The sequence below is a fragment of the Haemophilus haemolyticus genome (assembly GCF_001679045.1).
GTDB lineage: Bacteria > Pseudomonadota > Gammaproteobacteria > Enterobacterales > Pasteurellaceae > Haemophilus > Haemophilus haemolyticus.
The window spans coordinates 32,340-51,844 of sequence record NZ_LYCK01000001.1 but is presented as its reverse complement, the minus strand read 5'-3'; the positions used below and the strand labels follow the sequence as shown (position 1 = coordinate 51,844).

The following is a 19,505-nucleotide window of genomic DNA, read 5'->3' as shown; positions in this document are numbered from 1 at the left end:
AACTATTTTGTTAATGTAGTTTGCCAAGTGCTAATCCAATTTTTTAAGTGTTCCGCATTCACCATTGGATTGATTGGAGTTTGAGTTTTTTGTTGAGCTTTAAGCGCATCAAAGTGCGGTTCAATTTCACCTTGAATGACTGGCAACATAATATTGGCTGTCACAATATTTTTTTGTGCCGTAGGTGAAATTAAAAATGCCATAAAATCATCCGCGCATTGATTTGGATGGTTGGCGACTCGAGCCGCTAATTCCACTTGAGTGATATGCCCTTCCGCAAAATCAGTCGCTGCATAATTATCTTTTTTCTCAAAAAGTTGGTGATAAAGTGGTGATGTGCTGTAACTTAGCACTAAATCCGCTTCGCCTTTTAAGAATGCGCCGTAAGTATCAGACCAACCTTTACCCACTGTTACCGTATGCTTATCCAACGCTTTCCAAGCAGATTGAATTTTGTCCGCAGAATAAATTGCATTCATCCAAACCAATAGACCACGACCCACACTGCTGGTACGAGGATCTTGATAAATTACACGGATATCTTGGCGTTCAACCAATTCTTTCAAACTTTTCGGCGGATTTTGTAATTTAGTTTTGTCATACACAAAAGCATAGTTACCGAAATCGAAAGGCAAGAATGTTTTATTCGTCCATTTTGTTGGTAAATCCAGCTGAGTTAAATCCACTTTATTTGGCGTGAAAATACCTGTTTTTTCAGCTTGTTCTAAAACAAAGTTATCTAAACCTAGCACAATATCGGCTTTGGTTTTCTTTCCTTCCAAACGAACACGGTTGAGTAACACGCCACCACTTTCAAAAGGCGTAAAATTAATAGTGCATTGCGGATGTGCTTTTTCAAAATCTTGTTTTACTTTTGGACCTGCTCCCCACTCAGACGTGAAAGAATCATAGCTATATACGTTAACACTTTGCTGTGATTGGGCTAATGCCGCGGTGGAAAAAAGTGCGGTAGAAATTAAGGTTAATTTAAGAAGTTTCATTATTACATCCTTATTTATATCAAAAGGCAGCAATAATGACGGGAAGGAGATAAGGTTGTATTCCTAGTTTCCTACGTCAGTATTAACTGTTTCAGGTTCACGGGTATGATCTCAGCATATTGCACCCCGACTAGGCTTTTTAGTGTATTAAAATTTATTAGGCTTGCCAACGGATTTTTAAAAAGAAATAAACTTTCTACATTTTCTGAAAAAAATAAAAAAGCCCTGTAAAACAGGGCATCCATAAGCTATTTTAAAATTAAAAGGTGATTCGATTGGGCTTTCAATGCCTAAATCTGTCTGAGCAATGACTTCAAAACCAAAATCAGCTAATACATCTGCAATTTCTTTTACTTTGCCTTTATTGCCCGTGGCAAGTACAAATCTTTGCTTCGTAATTCTGTCCCTCATATCAAACATTGTCTTATTTTAATATCTCACCAAAAATTTTCGGAATAAATATTGACTTTAACCTTAGGTCAAGGTTTATGATTCGTGCTCATTCAGTTATCACATAGGAGAAAAACATGAAAAAACTTATGACTTTTATCACACTTAGCGCTGCTGCAGTTTCAATTTGTGCCCAAGCTAATGAAAAACCGCATCAAGCACACATGAATATGCCAATGTCGACAGGTTCTGCAATGCAACAAGAATTAATGCAAGGTATGAATCAAATGCATCAAGACATGATGGCAGCCATGCAATATAAAGATCCTGATGTTGCTTTTGCAGCAGGTATGTTGCCACACCATATTGGCGCAGTAAAAATGGCGGAAGTTGAATTAAAATACGGAAAAGATCCTGAGATGCGTAAGCTTGCTGAGAATATTATTAACGCACAACAAGCAGAAATTGAACAAATGCAAAAATGGCTTAAAGTGCACAATAAAAAAGCCCTGTAAAACAGGGCATTCATAAGCGGTTTTAAAATTAAAAAGTAATTCGATCACGGTTTCTTTCAAGCGTTGCTTTACCAATCCCTTGCACTTCTAATAGTTGTTCAGCACTCGTGAAATTACCGTGTTTTTCACGATATTGCACTATCGCTTCTGCTTTTTTAGCACCGATTCCTGTTAAGACTTTTTGAATTTCACTAACGGTTGCCGTATTGATATTCAATTTATCACTCACAGTAGCCGGTGCAACTTGAGCCTCAGTTTGAGTAGCCACAACAGGTTGAACAGCCTGCTCTGCAGTTTTTTCCTCAGCAAAAGCCGAAGAGGCAACCAGCGCGCCACACAATACAACTGAAGTAAATAATGTTTTCATTAATTTCATAGAGGTTTCCTTGTAATATGAACATGTTGACGAGCATATCAACACAGTCATTTTTTATACTTTCAAGAAAACGCTCAAGATTCTTACCGCACTTCTGCGATTCAGATCGCAAAAATTCTTAATTTGCATGAAAAAACAAAGGGCTTATCATTTACGACAAGCCCTTAAGATTAGTTAACTTCTTTTATTCTCAGCTCTTTTGGAACTTCAAAGAACATATTTTCTTCTAAACCTTGTAGTTCTTCTATGGTATTCGCACCAAACTCTTTTAAGCGGGAAATAATCGATTGGACTAATTCTTCTGGTGCAGACGCGCCAGCTGTAATCCCAATGGTTTTCACATCATTAAACCAGTCAGCTTGAATATCGGAAGGATCATCAAGAAGCTGTGATTTAACCCCCATTCGAGACGCTAATTCAGCTAAACGATTTGAATTTGATGAGTTTTTAGAACCCACAACCAACACTAAATCTGATAATTTTGCCAATTCTCGCACCGCTTCTTGACGATTGGTTGTCGCATAACAAATATCGTTTTTGTGTGGTCCTTGAATAGCGGGATATTTTTCCTTTAATGCAGCAATGGTTTCAGCCGTATCATCTAGCGACAAAGTTGTTTGCGTCATAAAGGTTAAATCATCATTTTCTTGCATTGGCAAACGCGCAATATCTTCTACTTTTTCAATCAGGAAAATACCGCCATCTTCGTTGCTATACTGCCCCATTGTGCCTTCAACTTCAGGGTGCCCTTTATGCCCAATCAAAATCGCTTTTGTTCCCTTTCGACTTGCGCGCGCAACTTGCATATGCACTTTAGTCACCAAAGGACAAGTTGCATCAAATACTTTGAGATTACGATCTTTCGCTTCTTGTCGAACGGCTTGAGATACGCCATGCGCAGAAAAAATAACGATAGCGCCATCAGGTACTTCGCTTAATTCTTCCACAAAGATCGCGCCACGATCACGCAATCCGTTCACAACAAATCGGTTATGCACCACTTCATGACGAACATAAATCGGTGCGCCATGAATTTCTAAGGCTAGTTCAACAATACTAATGGCACGATCTACACCGGCACAAAATCCTCGTGGATTCGCTAAAATTATCTTCATTTCTGACCGCACTTTTCCGCTTGTTTATCTTTCACTTTTTTCTTTTCGCTCTTAAAAGCATCCAATGCTAATAACCCTGCGCCAATACAAATGGCGATATCGGCGATATTAAACACTGGATAATGGTAAATATCCCAGTAAAAATCAAAGAAATCTACGACGAAACCGTTATAAGCGCGATCCACCATATTTGCTAGCGCCCCCCCAATAATCAGTGCATAAGCAGAATTTTGGATTTTTTGTTCAGCATTATTTTTTGCTAAAAAATAAACCAACATGCCAGAAATAGCCAATGCTAACAAAATAAAGAAATATTGTTGCCAACCACTATGATCTGCTAAAAAACTAAATGCCGCACCATAATTGCGGACATAGGTGAGATTAAAAAAAGGCAATACATTAACGCTTTCATACAAATCAAATTTTTGTACCACAATGTATTTAGTGAGCAAATCAACCACGAAAGCGACCGCACTTAACCATAAAAATGAAAGCCCTGATTTTTTGGACATACTATTTCCCTTTTAAAAAAATTGCGCTAATTCTAGCATAAGCCGATAAATGATAAAGCACGATCTCATTTACTGAACGGCTTCTGGTAATTTTGCTGGATCATCAGCCAACTCTTTGACATTCACCACTTTCTTCCAATCAAATACCTTAATTTCCTGTTTTTCAGGATGGAAGAAATCCACGCCTTGTAAATGTTTTTCCTTAATTCCCATCCAATCAGCAAAACCATAAACAAAATTAAATGCAGATTGTGGCGTTTTTATTTTTTCTACCTTTTGGCTATCACTCGAAAACATAACGAAAGGAATTTCATAATCTTGTTTATAAAGATTATTTGGATGCAATGATAAGCCTTTAGAATCCTCATAATGAGCAAGCCCATGATCAGAAAAGTAAATCACCGAATAGGGTTCATTTTGCGCCACTAATTGAGAATTTAATTTTTCTAAAAACTGATCCGTATATTTAATCGATTCTAAATAACAAGACATAGATTGATTAATAAAATAATTTTTAACCTCGTAAGGAAGACGCTCGCAAAAGGCTGGATGTGAGCCCATTAAATGAATCACAATTAATTTTGGATTCGTAATATTTTCTTTTAAGGCTTTATCTAATACAGGTAACATTTCATCGTCATAAACTTTTTTAGAGTTATAACCTAACGGCTTCATAAAAATCGTTTCATCTGCACTTTGACCAATACGAGAGGCCATCGTATCAAATTCACCAATTTTGCCTTGATTAGAAATCCAATAGGTTTTCACTCCCGCTTTTTTGGCTAAAGAAATAATATTATCCGTATAAACCGTTTCCCCTTTATCTGCTCGATATAAGGTACGTTGTAAAGACGGTTGCGTATTCGGTGCCGCAGAATAATAATTTTCAAAAACAGTGCCTTTCACACGCTCTAAAAATGGTGTGGTTTTCAATGGAAAACCATATAACGACATATAATCTTTTCGCATGCTTTCACCGATAATCAAAATATAATTTTTATATTTTGGCGTAAAAGATTGAATATCCCATTGAGAAGGCGCGTTAACGGATTGATTTAGAAAATCTCGTTGTTCTAAATACAGATCATTCATACGATCAAATTCTGAGTAGAAAAGAACGGGATAAAAACGGAATTTATACGCATAGTTCCAATCAGAAAATTGATTGTAAGACAAAACTAATAATATGCCGATAGAAACAGTATTTATCCATTTAAATGCTTGTTGTTTAGCATGAAAACTTAATTTCATTAAAGCAACAAATAGGATGAGATAACTAGCTTGAAATAAAAATATCCAAAAAGGAATAGTCGTGTAATATTCCAAGGTTTCATTAATATTCGTTTCATAAACAGAAGCGATAATACCCAAAGATGGAATACCATAGAAAAAACCAGCAGAGCAATAAAATAGCGCGCTGAGGAATAATACAGTGATTAATATTCTCCCAATCCAAGGGGTAAAATAAAAAGAAATCGCCGTGATAACAAATAAAATTGCGTAATCTGAAACGGGAATATTCTCACTTAATACATTACCCAACCCCATATTGGTAAAAATGGAGAAAACAAACAATAAGAGATAAAACCACATTGTTTTAGAGTGAATCATTTCTTTTCCTAACATAATCTCTACTTCCTTTTGTACAAAAGTAAAAAAGTGCGGTTAAAATAAACCGCACTTTTCTGTTTTACAACGAATTTAATTATGCAAAATGGCGCACTTCGCCCTTACCTGCCACATTTTCTACACAACGTGGACAAAGTGTTGGATGTTCTGAATTCACGCCAATTTTGTCAGAATAATGCCAGCAGCGCGGACATTTTTCACCGTTAGAACGAGCTACACTTACTGCAATGCCATCTAACTCACCGTTAGCCACATCTGCCGGTTTGTCTGCTAATACTTTCACTTCCGCTTTTGACGTAATCAACACGAAACGTAATTCATTGCCTAGTTGTTCTAACAATGCTCGATATTCGTCATTCGCATAAAGGGTCACTTCAGCTTCTAAACCACCACCGATCACTTTATCATTACGAGCGATTTCTAATACACGGTTCACTTCAGAACGAACTTTAATCAGTTGTTGCCAGTAAGCATCATCTAGTTTTTCATTCTCGCCTAAGCCAAATAGGCCTTGATAGAATTCTTCAGTAAATACGAATTCTACACGAGCACTTTCGGTTTGTGGCAAGTGTTGCCAAATTTCATCGGCAGTGAAAGATAAGATCGGCGCCATCCAACGAACTAATGCTTCAGCAATATGCCATAACGCAGTTTGACAACTACGACGAGCAAGGCTATCCGCTTTAGTTGTATATTGACGGTCTTTGATAATATCAAGGTAGAACGAGCCCATTTCCACAGAACAGAAACGCATTAAGCGTTGTACTACTGTGTGGAATTGATAGTTATCGTACGCGTCTTTAATTTCTTTTTGTGCATCTAAGGCACAAGCTACCGCCCAACGATCTAAGCTAATCATTTCTTCCGGTTTAACGGCATCACGTTGCGGATCAAAACCATTCAAGTTCGCTAGTAAGAAACGCGCGGTGTTACGAATACGACGATAGCTGTCCGCGGCACGTTTTAAGATCTCATCAGAAACAGTCATTTCACCGGTATAGTCGGTAGATGCAACCCATAAACGTAAAATGTCGCCACCGAATTTATCCATGACTTCTTGTGGTGTCACGATGTTACCGATAGATTTTGACATCTTACGACCTTGACCATCCACGGTGAAACCATGAGTTAATACTTGTTTGTATGGTGCTTTGCTGTCTGTTGCCGTAGAAAGCATTAAAGAAGACATAAACCAACCACGATGTTGGTCAGAACCTTCTAAATACATGTCGATATCTTGGCCGTTAAATTCTGGGCGATTTGCGACAACAGAAGAATAGGTTGATCCTGAGTCAAACCATACGTCAAGAGTATCAGGCACTTTGCGATAGGTTTCTGCGTCCGCACCTAATAATTCTTTTTCGTCTAAATCCCACCATGCTTGAATACCGGCTTTCTCTACACGTTTCGCCACTTCTTCAAGTAACGCTAAAGTACGCGGATGAAGTTCTTCGGTTTCTTTGTGCACGAATAGGGTCATCGGCACACCCCAAGTACGTTGACGGGAAATACACCAGTCAGGGCGGTTTTCAACCATTTTCTCGATACGTGCTTGACCCCAATCTGGAATCCAACGAACTTGTTTGATTTCGCCTAATGCTTGTTGGCGTAGACCCTGTGTTTCCATGCCGATAAACCATTGCGGCGTCGCGCGGAAAATAATCGGGGTTTTGTGACGCCAGCAGTGTGGGTAACTGTGTTTGATTTTCTCAACTTTTAATAAGTTGCCCACTTCTTGCAATTTTTCAACAACCAATGGGTTCGCTTCAAATACCCCTTTGCCTGCAAAGAATTCAGTCGTTGAAATAAATTTACCGTCATTCGATACAAGACCCGCCATTGGTAAATTATATTTTTGTCCTACAATAAAGTCGTCCAAACCATGATCCGGTGCAGTGTGTACTAAACCTGTACCGCCATCAGTGGTCACGTGATCACCTAAAATTACTGGCACAGTGAAATCATAGAACGGATGGTTAAAGCGTACTAACTCAAGCGACTGACCTTTTACTGAACCTAAAACTTCAACTTGTTCTACGCCCACGGCTTTCGCTACGGATTCAACTAATTCAGCAGCTAAAATCACACGCTCATCACCAAGTTGTACTAAGTTGTATTCTAAGTCTGCATTTACCGCAATCGCACGGTTAGATGGCATTGTCCAAGGTGTGGTTGTCCAAATCACCGCAGATAATTTGCCATGGCCTTTGCCTACTGCGTTAAATTTCTCTTCAATTTCAACCGCACTTACTGCAGGAAAACGCACATAGATAGATGGAGAAACTTTGTCTTCGTATTCCACTTCTGCTTCTGCTAAAGAAGAACCGCAATCTAAACACCAGTGTACTGGTTTTGAACCTTTATATAAGTGGCCATTCGCAATCACTTTACCAAGGGTACGGATGATGTTTGCTTCGGTGTCGAAGTTCATCGTTAAATAAGGATTATCCCAATCGCCTAATACACCTAAACGGATAAAATCTTTTTTCTGACCTTCTACTTGTTCCGCAGCATATTCGCGACATTTTTGACGAAATTCAGCCGCCGTAATTTTCTCGTTTGGCTTGCCTACTAAACCTTCTACTTTTAATTCAATTGGCAAACCATGACAGTCCCAACCTGGGATATAAGGCGAATCAAAACCTAATGCCGTTTTGGATTTAATAATAATATCTTTCAGAATTTTATTTACTGCGTGACCAATATGAATATTACCGTTCGCATACGGAGGGCCATCATGCAGAATAAAAGATTTTTTGCCTTTGCTCGCTTCACGAATTTTTTGGTAAAGATTTTTCTCGTACCAATTTTTCAACATATCAGGTTCGCGCTTAGCTAAATCACCGCGCATTGGAAAGCTGGTTTCCGGTAGGTTAAGAGTGTTTTTGTAATCGACTGTCATTTTATTTTCCAATTTTTACATTTTAAAATTAACTATTAAAAAAACGCTTTCGCAGTTTCTACGTCTTTCTCAATTTGCACTTTCAAATCATCAAAAGACGGAAATTTAATCTCGTTTCTAATCTTGTGGCAGAATTCGACTTCCACTATTTGGCCATAAATATTCTGAGAAAAATCAAATAAATGAACTTCTAATAATTGCATTAATCCATTTATAGTTGGGCGTTTTCCCATATTTGCCACGCCGTTAAAAATCTCACCCGATTTTAACCGCACTTTTACGGCATAAACGCCTTTGATTGGATTTACTTGTCTATGCAAACGAATATTGGCCGTTGGAAATCCTATTGTTCTGCCTAACTTATTACCATGGATCACACGCCCGAAAATACGATAAGGTTTACCGAGTAAATTTTCTGCAAGTTGTAAATCATCATTCGCTAACGCTTCGCGAATTGCAGTGCTACTAATTCGCTGTTCATCTAGACAAAAACTACGGTTATCTTCAACAATAAAACCGAAACGCTTACCTGCTGCTTGCAACATTGCAAAATTGCCTTGGCGTTTTGAACCGAACTTGAAATCATCGCCAATGCTTAAAAATTTCACATGTAGATGATTAACAAGCGTTTGTTCAATAAAAACATCAGCAGGTTGCTCAGCAAAAGTGCGGTCAAATTTCGCCACAATTACGACATCGACCTTAGCCTTTTCTAAATAATAAATTTTGTCACGCAAACGCATTAAACGGGCTGGTGCATTTTTCCCCATAAAATATTCACGCGGCTGTGATTCAAATAACAACACCGCCATGGGTAAATTTAATTCGTCAGCTTTTTGGCGCAAATGGCGAAGGACTGCTTGATGCCCTAAATGCACGCCATCAAAGTTGCCGATCGTTAGCGCACAACCTTGTAAAACACGATTTGCATTATGAAGCCCGCGAATTAATTGCATGTCCTTATCCATGAAAATAAGAGAATTTCGGCATTATAACGAGAAGTTAGTTTTTTGTCAGCAAATGGTGCTTTCGAACGCCTAATAAAATCAACGTTGCGCCATAAACTATTGCGGCTAATACAATCAACCAAACAAGCCAATAAACACGCATGAAGAAATCCATTTTCGCCCATTGGTTAATTTCAGGCACGTAATACCAAACTGCCGCACCCATTGCGATTGCTGCCAATAAAACTTTGACAAAAAAGACCGCACTTTTACGTGAAAAATGATACACATCCGCTTTGGCTAAGCCGCGATAGAGCAAATAGGCATTAAGAGTTGCCGACATAGCTGAAGCAATGGCTAAACCCACATAACTGAAAGGAATTGCCAATAGGTTAAAACCCATATTACTCACCATGGCAATAATGCCGATTTTTACTGGCGTTTTGGTATCTTGGCGGGCGTAATAGCCATTGGCGAGGATTTTAATCAACATAAAGCTAAGTAACCCCGCATTAAAGGCCCATAAAGAATAAGAGGCAGCATGAACATCATTTAACATGAAATTTCCACGCATAAAGAGCGTAAGTAACATCGGTTGAGCCAATACAGCAATACCAATGGCTGCGGGAACGCCAAGTAATAAAATCATTCGCACGCCCCAATCCATTGTATTACGAAAATCAACCGCACTTTTATCTGAATCGCCTTCACGATTAACGTGGTGGCGAGCAAGCGTTGGCAAAATTACGGTAGAAATAGCAATACCAAATAAACCGAGAGGAAATTCCAGCAAGCGATCGGAATAATACAGCCAACTAATAGAGCCCGTCATTAAAAAGCTTGCAATCACTGTATCCAACAAAAGATTAATTTGACTTACCGATACACCAAATAACGCAGGGATCATTAATTTACGAATTTTGGTTACGCCTTCATCACGCCAAGCCCATTTGGGTTTCACCAATAAACCAGCTTGTTTCATAAATGGAATTTGGAATAAGAATTGTAATAATCCGCCTAAAAAAATACCGATAGCCAACGCAAGATCTGGATTGTCCATCTGTGGTGCAAGGAAAAGTGCGGTGACAATCATCGCTATATTTAATAACACCGGTGAAAAAGACATCACACCGAATTTTCCAATCGTGTTAAGCACTGCCCCAGAAAGCGCGACAAAAGTGACAAACCATAAATAAGGAAAAGTGATTTTAAGTAAAAGGGAAGCTTGTTCAAATTTATGTGCATCAGGGCCATCATTCATCCAATCGGTGAACCAGCCCATTCCAAATAAAGCAGCAACGACAGGTGAGCCAATCATAGCGAGGATCGTAACAATACTAACCAATCCTCCAAGGGTACCAGAAACTTTTCCAATAAATTCACGGGTTTTATTAATATCACCAGATTTTTGATATTCTGCGAGAACAGGTACAAAAGCCTGTGAAAAGGCCCCTTCAGCAAATAAACGACGAAGAAAATTTGGGATACGATTAGCAAATAAAAAAACGTCCGCCGCAGCGCCTGCACCAATGAGATGAGCGATAACTACATCGCGCACAAGACCTAACACTCTAGATAATAAAGTCATAGAACTAACAACAATGCTAGATTTTAAAAGTCGTTTACTCAAAATATTCTTCTCTACCCTAAAATTTTTGCCTAATTGTATAGAAATTTTGTTTTTACGCTATATTCCGTGAAAAAAAACTGATAAAATCCGCCGCACATCGTTTGTGTGAGCCCATATTGAAAGAGCTTGTAAAAATAACGATACTTACTTTCGGTTGTGTCTCACCGAAATCAACACAAATTTTCCATTGACAAAAGTATAAAAAATCGGCATATTGACGCCCTTTATTTTGTCTATCAATCAACAGAAATTTTAGGAGTTTGACCTTGGCTAATATCAAGTCAGCAAAAAAACGCGCGGTTCAATCTGAAAAACGCCGCCAACACAACGCAAGCCAACGCTCTATGATGCGTACTTACATCAAAAAAGTATATGCTCAAGTAGCAGCAGGTGAAAAAGCAGCAGCTGAAGCAGCATTCGTTGAAATGCAAAAAGTTGTTGACCGTATGGCTTCTAAAGGCTTAATCCACGCTAACAAAGCAGCAAACCACAAATCTAAACTAGCTGCACAAATCAAAAAATTAGCGTAATTTTTAGCTAGAAAGAATGAAAAATAAAACCGCACTTTAAAGTGCGGTTTTTTATTTCATCGAATTTTAAACTAAAGCAACAACATGGATCCCCATTTGATAATATCAAAGAAGAATTTATTTTCATTCGTCGCGATACCATCAGGATTTTTCGGTGAGCCATCTTCATTTTTCTGCACTTCCACCATGCCATTTTTATATTGACCTTTCACGACAGCCAAATCATCGCGCGCTTCATTACGTAATTTTAAACACACCTGTTCAGTTAAAGGCTCAACATTCCCCACTTCGGTACGGAATTTTTTAAACTGATAGCTTGCATAATTCATCGATTTTTCATCACCTTGAATAATCTTCACATATTGCTCGCCAATAATTTTTTCCAATGGATAGAAAAAGACATATTGTGAATGAATATAGCTATCTTCTTTAGAAAAATGCTGTTGCAAAATCCGAGTTAAATTTGGGTAAACGCATTGTTCTGCTTGCTTACTTGCAATCGCCCATTGTTTTGCATCTTGATCGGAAAGTTGGTAATCCGCCCCCGCAAATTCACCTGGGATTGCGGATTGTGAGCTACCAAACATTGAGCAGCCAGACAGCAATGCTGCCACACCTAAGGTTGCAATTAATTTCACATTTGATCCTTATAAAAGTGAGAATGCGCAAAATTCTAGCAATATCTTCACAACAGATAAAGCAGCAAATGAATTTAGTTTTCCTGATCCGAAAAACTTCCGCTATAATGACCGCACTTTTTTACGTTAATTAAAAGGAATTCTCATGCAAAATCCAAAAGATGATGTGTTATATGCGCCTGTTGAATGGGTTGATCACAGTGAAGGCTATAACGACATTCGTTATCATAAATCCACTGATGGTATTGCTAAAATCACGATTAACCGCCCAGAGGTTCGCAATGCGTTCCGCCCACAAACAGTGAAAGAAATGATCACTGCATTTTCTGATGCACGTTTCGATGAAAACATTGGTGTCATTGTATTAACCGGAGAAGGTGAAAAAGCATTCTGTTCTGGTGGTGACCAAAAAGTGCGTGGCGATTACGGCGGTTACAAAGATGACAGCGGCGTACATCACTTAAATGTATTAGATTTCCAACGCGATATTCGTTCTTGTCCAAAACCGGTTGTGGCAATGGTAGCAGGTTATGCAATTGGTGGTGGCCATGTATTACATATGCTTTGCGACTTAACGATTGCTGCTGAAAATGCTATTTTCGGGCAAACTGGACCAAAAGTCGGTTCATTCGATGGTGGTTGGGGCGCAAGCTATATGGCTCGTTTAGTTGGTCAGAAAAAAGCGCGTGAAATTTGGTTCTTATGCCGTCAATATAATGCACAAGAAGCATTAGACATGGGCTTAGTCAATACGGTTGTGCCTTACGCTGATCTTGAAAAAGAAACCGTACGTTGGTGTCGTGAAATGTTACGCAATAGCCCAATCGCGATTCGTTGTTTGAAAGCAGCATTAAATGCGGATTGTGATGGCCAAGCAGGTCTTCAAGAATTAGCGGGTAACGCAACAATGTTGTTCTACATGACTGAAGAAGGTCAAGAAGGTCGCAATGCGTTTAACGAAAAACGCGCCCCAGACTTCAGCAAATTCAGACGTAACCCTTAATTTATCGTTCTAAAGTGCGGTTAAAAATCTTCGTGAATTTTGACCGCACTTTTGTATTGGGAGCAAGCATGGCTGAAAAATCATTTAATCTTTACCGTTATTCTATCCCCGTTGATAGCCAACTTATTCTGCGTGATCGTTTTTTAAAACGCCGTGAAGGCTTAATCGTAAGAGTGAGTTGCAGCCGAGACGGCTGGGGAGAAATCGCCCCGCTACCTGGTTTTAGCCAAGAAACCTTAGACCAAGCTCAAGAACAAGCAATTGAATGGCTAACGACATGGTGCAATGCAAGCTGTGACGCACCTCGCGTACCATTAGATGGCACCTATCCCTCCGTTGCTTTTGGTATCAGTTGTGCAATGGATGAAATGAAAGGTTATTTACAAGCTGAAGGCAATTACCATACAGCACCACTTTGTTATGGCGATCCCGATGAACTGTACGCCAAACTTGCGAGCATAGAAGGCGAAAAAGTGGCAAAGATGAAAGTGGGCATATACGAAGCCAATCGCGATGGATTAATTGCCGATATGTTTTTAGAAGCGATTCCCGATTTACAATTACGGCTTGATGCAAACCGCCATTGGCCATTAGAAAAAGCGTTGCAATTTGCCGCTAAAGTCAAACCGCAACATAAAAAACGTATTCAATTTTTAGAAGAACCTTGTAAAACTCAAGAACTCAGCCGTGAATTTGCAGCTCAAACCGACATTGCGATTGCATGGGATGAATCCGTGCGAGAGCCTAATTTTTGCCTGGAAAAAGAACCGCACTTATCGGCTGTCGTAATAAAACCCACTTTAATTGGTTCAATTCAACGTTGTGCTGAGCTCATTAACCAAGCACATTCGTTAGGTTTAAAAGCGGTTATTAGTTCAAGTATCGAAAGTAGCTTGGGGCTCTCTCAGCTCGCGCGAATTGCACAACAATACACCCCGAATGTAACTCCAGGATTAGACACGTTAGATTTGATGGAATATCAAGTACTACGCGCTTGGCCTGGTTCTGATTTACCTATTGTGGATTTAGAATCTGAATTTATCACTAAAATTATCTGATTCGACCACCCAAAATCGAAAAACCAGTATAATGCGCCACACAAAAAGGATTAAAAATGTCGCAAACACACAGAATTTTGCTGTTAAATGGCCCGAACTTAAATATGTTAGGGGCTCGCGAGCCAAAACATTATGGCAGCATTTCTCTTGCATCCATTGACGAGAAAATGCAAGCCTTAGCCACTCAGCACAATGTAAAAGTGGAATGTTTTCAAGCCAATAGTGAAGAAAAATTAATTAATAAGATCCACGAAAGTTTTCAGCAAGTCGATTTTATTTTAATTAATCCTGCTGCTTACACCCATACCAGTGTAGCATTACGCGATGCACTTTTAGCTGTTTCAATTCCTTTTGTGGAGATTCATTTATCCAACGTGCATAAACGTGAACCATTTCGTCATCATTCTTATTTTAGCGATGTGGCTGAAGGTGTTATTTGCGGTTTGGGCGCAAAAGGTTACGAGTTTGCCTTTTTATTTGCTATCGATTACCTTGCTAAAAAATAAGAAAATCGAGCATTTTTGGCGAAATTCACAGAATTTTATCGCAAATTTGCAAAATTTAAGGTAATCTTTACAACATAAAAAATAAGTTTATTCATAACCGCACTTTTTCATTTAAAAGTGCGGTTAAAATTTCAATCTTTTTAGGAAAAACGTATGGACATTCGTAAAATCAAAAAATTAATCGAATTAGTAGAAGAATCTGGCATTACTGAATTAGAAGTGCAAGAAGAAGAAGGTACAGTACGTATTAGCCGTGCAGCGCCAGCAGTTGCTCCTGCAGCTGTTCAATACGCTACGGCACCAGTAGTAGCACCAACTCCAACTGCTGCGCCAGCTCAAGCGCCAGCAGCGGCGACATCCGCACCAGCTGCATCTGATGAATTATCTGGCCATCTTGTACGTTCTCCAATGGTAGGAACATTCTATCGCAGTCCAAGCCCAGAAGCAAAAGCATTCGTTGAAGTGGGTCAATCAGTGAAGGTTGGTGATGCGCTTTGTATCGTTGAAGCAATGAAAATGATGAACCGCATCGAAGCAGACAAAGCTGGCGTAGTAAAATCAATTCTTATCAACGACGGTGACGCTGTTGAATTCGACGAACCATTAATCGTTATTGAATAATTTCCAATATTTTCGTCGGGCGGACTTTAGTCCGCCTATTTCATATACAAACAATTAGAGCGAATTTATCGTAGGCGATATAAATTGAAATCTGTTCACGCCAAATTTGAATAGGGAAAACAATATTTCAAGAACCTACATAAAAATTCACGTCTATCTGACTAAACGGACTCTTTTATGTTAGAAAAAGTTGTGATTGCTAACCGCGGTGAAATTGCACTACGCATTTTACGTGCTTGTAAAGAATTAGGTATTAAAACAGTGGCGGTTCACTCCACCGCTGATCGTGATTTAAAACACGTTTTACTCGCTGATGAAACCATTTGTATCGGTCCAGCACCTTCCGCAAAAAGTTATTTAAATATTCCAGCTATCATTGCTGCAGCCGAAGTAACAGGAGCAGATGCAATTCATCCAGGATACGGTTTCTTATCTGAAAATGCTGATTTTGCTGAACAAGTTGAACGTTCAGGTTTCACTTTCATCGGCCCAACAGCAGATGTCATCCGTTTAATGGGCGATAAAGTTTCAGCTATTAAAGCGATGAAAAAAGCAGGCGTGCCTTGTGTACCTGGTTCTGATGGCCCTGTAGGTAACGACATTGCTAAAAATAAAGAAATTGCTAAACGTATTGGCTATCCAATCATCATCAAAGCATCAGGCGGTGGTGGCGGCCGAGGAATGCGTGTTGTTCGTGGCGAAGACGCATTAGAAGAATCTATCGCGATGACCAAAGCAGAAGCGAAAGCAGCATTCAACAATGATATGGTCTATATGGAAAAATACTTAGAAAATCCACGTCACGTGGAAATTCAAGTATTAGCAGATACTCATGGCAATGCAGTTTATTTGGCTGAACGTGACTGCTCAATGCAGCGTCGTCACCAAAAAGTTGTGGAAGAAGCACCAGCGCCAGGTATCACAGAAGAAGTACGCCGCGATATTGGCTCACGCTGTGCAAAAGCTTGCGTAGAAATCGGCTATCGTGGAGCAGGTACGTTTGAATTCTTATATGAAAATGGCGAATTCTATTTCATTGAAATGAATACGCGTATCCAAGTGGAACACCCAGTAACTGAAATGATTACAGGTGTAGATTTAGTGAAAGAGCAATTGCGTATTGCGGCAGGCTTGCCAATTTCCTTTAAACAAGAAGACATCAAAGTTAAAGGCCATGCAATCGAATGCCGTATTAATGCAGAAGATCCAAAAACATTCTTACCATCTCCGGGCAAAGTAAATCACTTACATTCACCGGGCGGATTGGGCGTTCGTTGGGATTCTCATGTTTATGGCGGATATACGGTGCCTCCACATTACGACTCTATGATCGCAAAACTTATCACTTATGGTGATACACGTGAAGTTGCAATCCGTCGTATGCAAAATGCATTATCTGAAACAATTATTGATGGTATCAAGACCAACATCCCACTTCATGAATTAATTCTTGAAGATGAAAATTTCCAAAAAGGTGGAACAAACATCCACTATTTGGAGAAAAAATTAGGTATGCATGAATAATTAAAATTTAAATGGCTAACAGGTGTTAGCCATTTTCTTATTGATTTTATAGACTTTTATTATAAAAAAACAATTATATCGATAGTTTATTAAGACAATTAATCGTTTTTTCTATATAATCCTCCATCAGTTATTTTAGGAGAAATTATGAACATCAATTTAAAAAAATTTAGTTTAACGATACTTGCAGCCCTAACATTAACGGCTTGTGGAAGTGGTGGTGGAAGTGGTAATTCACAATCAGCACATACACCTAGTACATCAATTCATACACCGGATAATTCCAAAAATAATTCTACTCCAAACAAGAATATATTAAATCCCCCAGTAAACGTTTCTAATCCTAATAATCTGGAAATAAAAGATAATGATAAAATTGGAGGTGCTTTTATTATTTCAGGAGAAGATGAACACGTAACATTAAAAACAGTAGATATTACTACTAATTCTGATCTAAATACTTTATATATTGATGGTACTAAAATCCCTCTTTCCTCACTTTCTGTTAAATCAGATAGATGGTTAGATATTAGATCGGACAAAGTTTCTATAGATGGAATAGAAACCTCTCGAGATCTTAAAGTTTGTTGTGGCAAATACACCGATACTCGTATTGGCACAGTATTAAGTAAAAATGAAAATGAAGATACCTACTTCTTTTATAATGGTAACCTAACGAGAAATATGCCCGTTGGTGGTACGGTAAATTATAATACAGGCGATAGCATCCTATCATCTTACCATGACGAATTAGGTGATACTGATGAAGCCGTTGGCACTTCTCAATTTAGTGCTGATTTTATAAATAAAAAATTAACAGGTTCTTTATCTGTTAATAACACAAAATTAAATATTAAGGCTGATATTTCAGGAAATACCTTCTCAGGTATCGCTCAATCCGATGCTTTTAAATCTCAAGGTATTGCCGAAGGTAAATTTTATGGTGAAAACGCGAAAGAATTAGGCGGTTTAGTGAAAGCAAATGATAATTCTTGGGGTGGTACATTCGCAGCCAAAAAATAATCTTTATTTTATTTAATTAAAGCAAGCTCAGGCTTGCTTTATTTTTTCTCAATAAGAATAAAAATGAATATACAAACTAAATTTATTTTATTTCTCAGCTCATCATTATTTCTTACTTCATATTCTCTTGCTGAGGAAAAATCTCCTCAGCCACATGATGGGCGTTTAGATGAACAGCTACATTTGGCTAAACCAAATTTGCCACAAAAAACACCCGCACTTTTGACGAATAATAATCCGTCAAAATTATCGATTACAAAAGAAGAATTAGCGAAACATCCAGATTTGATTATTCGCGGTCTTATTCCTGCCGTATTACAAAATAATGGTGAAGTAGTACAGCTTTTGTTACCGCTATATCAGCCTTTACCTAAAAAAGATCCATTTTTGTTAGAATGGGCTGAAGCGATTAATTTACGAGAAAAAGGACATTTTTCTGATTCCGTTAAAGCCTACCGACACTTATTTTCACAAAAAACTGATCTTTTACCTTTACGCTATCAATTAGCTCAAGCCTTGTTTCTGAATAATGATAACGAGGCGGCAAAAGATCAATTTCAAAAGTTAAGAGCAGAGCAAGTTTCTCCTGATTCCGTAAAAATAATTGAACAATATCTTTCTGCATTGAATCAACGAGATCAATGGAAAATCCAAGGTGGATTTAGTTTTTTAAATGAAAGTAATATCAATAATGCACCAAAAGCAGGCACCAAAATTGACAACTGGACAGCTTGGGAAAAAGAAAGTGCCAGAGGATTTTCGTATTTTGGGAATGCTGAAAAGAAATGGTCATTACCTCACAACTACTTTACAAAATTATCCTTGGAAGGTAGTGGGAAATATTATTGGGATAACAAGAAATATAATGAATTTAACGCGAGAGCTGGTGTGGGTCTTGGATACCAAACTGCACGATTTGAACTCTCATTAATGCCATTTACTGAGAAGCGTTGGTATGCGGGCGGCTCATCTGGCGGAAATACGATGAAACAATACTCTAAAAATTCAGGTGCTAGATTGGATTTATCCAATTGGCTAAATGAAAAATGGCAAATTTCGACCGCACTTGAGTATGGTGAACAACGCTATGAAACTCGTAAATATTTAAATGGAAATAACTATCTAGCTTCCGCTACGCTACTTTACCTGGCGAAAAGTGGACAATATTGGTTTGGTGGCGTTGATTATAATCGCGAAAATACTCGAGATTTAGATAACGCTTATCAACGAAAAAATGTCCGATTAGGATGCGGGAAAGAATGGAAAGCTGGAATATCAACTCGTTTAATCCTGAATTATGCACAACGTGCCTATAAAGAAAAAGATCTTATTGGTATTCGCCAGAAAAATAAGGAATATGCATCAGTATTTACTATCTGGCATAGAAACTTTCATATCTGGGGAATCACACCGAAATTATCTTGGTCGTATCAAAAGGTAACCAGTAATCATCCTTTTTATGAATATGACAAAAATCGAATTTACTTAGAAATCAGCAAAACATTTTGAATTTTTCAAAAAAGTTGTAAGATTAGCAAACATAAGGGGCGTATGAGATATACGCCCCTTATACCATTCAAAAATA

19 protein-coding genes and 1 riboswitch are annotated in these 19,505 nt (G+C 38.4%); of the genes, 9 read left to right on the top strand and 10 right to left on the bottom strand.

Annotated features, from left to right (window positions below):
- Nucleotides 1-2: 2 nt before the first annotated feature.
- A complete protein-coding gene (gene thiB, locus A8M50_RS00310) occupies nucleotides 3-1,001 on the bottom strand; it encodes a thiamine ABC transporter substrate binding subunit (RefSeq protein ID WP_005646791.1) in 999 nt (332 codons plus the stop codon).
- 51 nt (nucleotides 1,002-1,052) lie between these two features.
- A riboswitch (TPP riboswitch) is annotated at nucleotides 1,053-1,140 on the bottom strand.
- 38 nt (nucleotides 1,141-1,178) lie between these two features.
- Nucleotides 1,179-1,421, bottom strand: a complete 243-nt coding sequence (locus A8M50_RS00305; protein WP_005646776.1) for a Maf family protein — start codon at nucleotides 1,419-1,421, stop codon at nucleotides 1,179-1,181.
- 107 nt (nucleotides 1,422-1,528) lie between these two features.
- On the opposite strand from A8M50_RS00305, the gene copM reads away from it, so the two are divergent.
- The gene (copM, locus tag A8M50_RS00300; protein WP_005646823.1) at nucleotides 1,529-1,906 is read left to right on the top strand and encodes a CopM family metallochaperone; all 378 of its coding nucleotides are present in this window, start codon (nucleotides 1,529-1,531) and stop codon (nucleotides 1,904-1,906) included.
- A 28-nt stretch (nucleotides 1,907-1,934) separates the two neighbouring features.
- Here the strand turns inward: copM and A8M50_RS00295 are convergent, their stop codons facing one another.
- The 7 genes from A8M50_RS00295 to murJ all read right to left on the bottom strand — a co-directional run bounded on the left by A8M50_RS00295 (nucleotide 1,935) and on the right by murJ (nucleotide 11,017).
- Nucleotides 1,935-2,282 (bottom strand): ComEA family DNA-binding protein, encoded by a 348-nt coding sequence (locus A8M50_RS00295; protein WP_005646772.1) that lies wholly within the window; start codon nucleotides 2,280-2,282, stop codon nucleotides 1,935-1,937.
- Between the two features lie 170 nt (nucleotides 2,283-2,452).
- The gene (ispH, locus tag A8M50_RS00290; RefSeq protein WP_005634483.1) at nucleotides 2,453-3,397 is read right to left on the bottom strand and encodes a 4-hydroxy-3-methylbut-2-enyl diphosphate reductase; all 945 of its coding nucleotides are present in this window, start codon (nucleotides 3,395-3,397) and stop codon (nucleotides 2,453-2,455) included.
- Complete coding sequence (lspA, locus tag A8M50_RS00285) at nucleotides 3,394-3,909, bottom strand: signal peptidase II (protein WP_005646863.1); 516 nt, start codon at nucleotides 3,907-3,909, stop codon at nucleotides 3,394-3,396. Before lspA ends, ispH begins: the two co-directional genes overlap by 4 nt.
- A gap of 69 nt (nucleotides 3,910-3,978) precedes the next feature.
- Nucleotides 3,979-5,535 carry a phosphoethanolamine transferase gene (locus tag A8M50_RS00280; protein WP_005646869.1) on the bottom strand — a complete coding sequence of 519 codons (1,557 nt, stop codon included), beginning with the start codon at nucleotides 5,533-5,535 and terminating at the stop codon, nucleotides 3,979-3,981.
- 79 nt (nucleotides 5,536-5,614) lie between these two features.
- Nucleotides 5,615-8,440 (bottom strand): isoleucine--tRNA ligase, encoded by a 2,826-nt coding sequence (gene ileS, locus A8M50_RS00275; RefSeq protein WP_005646794.1) that lies wholly within the window; start codon nucleotides 8,438-8,440, stop codon nucleotides 5,615-5,617.
- Nucleotides 8,441-8,475: 35 nt separating this feature from the next.
- Nucleotides 8,476-9,396, bottom strand: a complete 921-nt coding sequence (ribF, locus tag A8M50_RS00270; protein WP_005646841.1) for a bifunctional riboflavin kinase/FAD synthetase — start codon at nucleotides 9,394-9,396, stop codon at nucleotides 8,476-8,478.
- 46 nt (nucleotides 9,397-9,442) lie between these two features.
- The gene (gene murJ / locus A8M50_RS00265; RefSeq protein ID WP_005646836.1) at nucleotides 9,443-11,017 is read right to left on the bottom strand and encodes a murein biosynthesis integral membrane protein MurJ; all 1,575 of its coding nucleotides are present in this window, start codon (nucleotides 11,015-11,017) and stop codon (nucleotides 9,443-9,445) included.
- Nucleotides 11,018-11,283: 266 nt separating this feature from the next.
- On the opposite strand from murJ, the gene rpsT reads away from it, so the two are divergent.
- A complete protein-coding gene (rpsT, locus tag A8M50_RS00255) occupies nucleotides 11,284-11,547 on the top strand; it encodes a 30S ribosomal protein S20 (protein ID WP_005548279.1) in 264 nt (87 codons plus the stop codon).
- A gap of 71 nt (nucleotides 11,548-11,618) precedes the next feature.
- Here the strand turns inward: rpsT and A8M50_RS00250 are convergent, their stop codons facing one another.
- Complete coding sequence (locus A8M50_RS00250; RefSeq protein WP_005646753.1) at nucleotides 11,619-12,185, bottom strand: DUF5358 domain-containing protein; 567 nt, start codon at nucleotides 12,183-12,185, stop codon at nucleotides 11,619-11,621.
- A 145-nt stretch (nucleotides 12,186-12,330) separates the two neighbouring features.
- Between A8M50_RS00250 and menB the strand changes: the two genes are divergently transcribed.
- The 7 genes from menB (at nucleotide 12,331) to A8M50_RS00210 (ending at nucleotide 19,429) form a co-directional block, all read left to right on the top strand.
- Nucleotides 12,331-13,188: a 1,4-dihydroxy-2-naphthoyl-CoA synthase gene (gene menB, locus A8M50_RS00240; protein WP_005626704.1), complete on the top strand. Its 858-nt coding sequence runs from the start codon at nucleotides 12,331-12,333 to the stop codon at nucleotides 13,186-13,188.
- A 68-nt stretch (nucleotides 13,189-13,256) separates the two neighbouring features.
- Complete coding sequence (menC, locus tag A8M50_RS00235) at nucleotides 13,257-14,246, top strand: o-succinylbenzoate synthase (RefSeq protein WP_032826608.1); 990 nt, start codon at nucleotides 13,257-13,259, stop codon at nucleotides 14,244-14,246.
- Between the two features lie 56 nt (nucleotides 14,247-14,302).
- On the top strand, nucleotides 14,303-14,752 hold the full coding sequence (gene aroQ, locus A8M50_RS00230; RefSeq protein WP_005646849.1) for a type II 3-dehydroquinate dehydratase: 450 nt from the start codon (nucleotides 14,303-14,305) through the stop codon (nucleotides 14,750-14,752).
- Between the two features lie 153 nt (nucleotides 14,753-14,905).
- Nucleotides 14,906-15,373 (top strand): acetyl-CoA carboxylase biotin carboxyl carrier protein, encoded by a 468-nt coding sequence (gene accB, locus A8M50_RS00225; RefSeq protein ID WP_005646854.1) that lies wholly within the window; start codon nucleotides 14,906-14,908, stop codon nucleotides 15,371-15,373.
- Nucleotides 15,374-15,550: 177 nt separating this feature from the next.
- Nucleotides 15,551-16,897, top strand: coding sequence for an acetyl-CoA carboxylase biotin carboxylase subunit (accC, locus tag A8M50_RS00220; RefSeq protein ID WP_005646859.1), 1,347 nt, complete (start codon nucleotides 15,551-15,553; stop codon nucleotides 16,895-16,897).
- Nucleotides 16,898-17,044: 147 nt separating this feature from the next.
- Entirely contained in the window at nucleotides 17,045-17,920 is an 876-nt protein-coding gene (locus A8M50_RS00215; RefSeq protein WP_005646749.1) for a Slam-dependent surface lipoprotein, read from the top strand.
- A 63-nt stretch (nucleotides 17,921-17,983) separates the two neighbouring features.
- The gene (locus tag A8M50_RS00210) at nucleotides 17,984-19,429 is read left to right on the top strand and encodes a surface lipoprotein assembly modifier (protein WP_005646747.1); all 1,446 of its coding nucleotides are present in this window, start codon (nucleotides 17,984-17,986) and stop codon (nucleotides 19,427-19,429) included.
- Nucleotides 19,430-19,505: the final 76 nt, after the last annotated feature.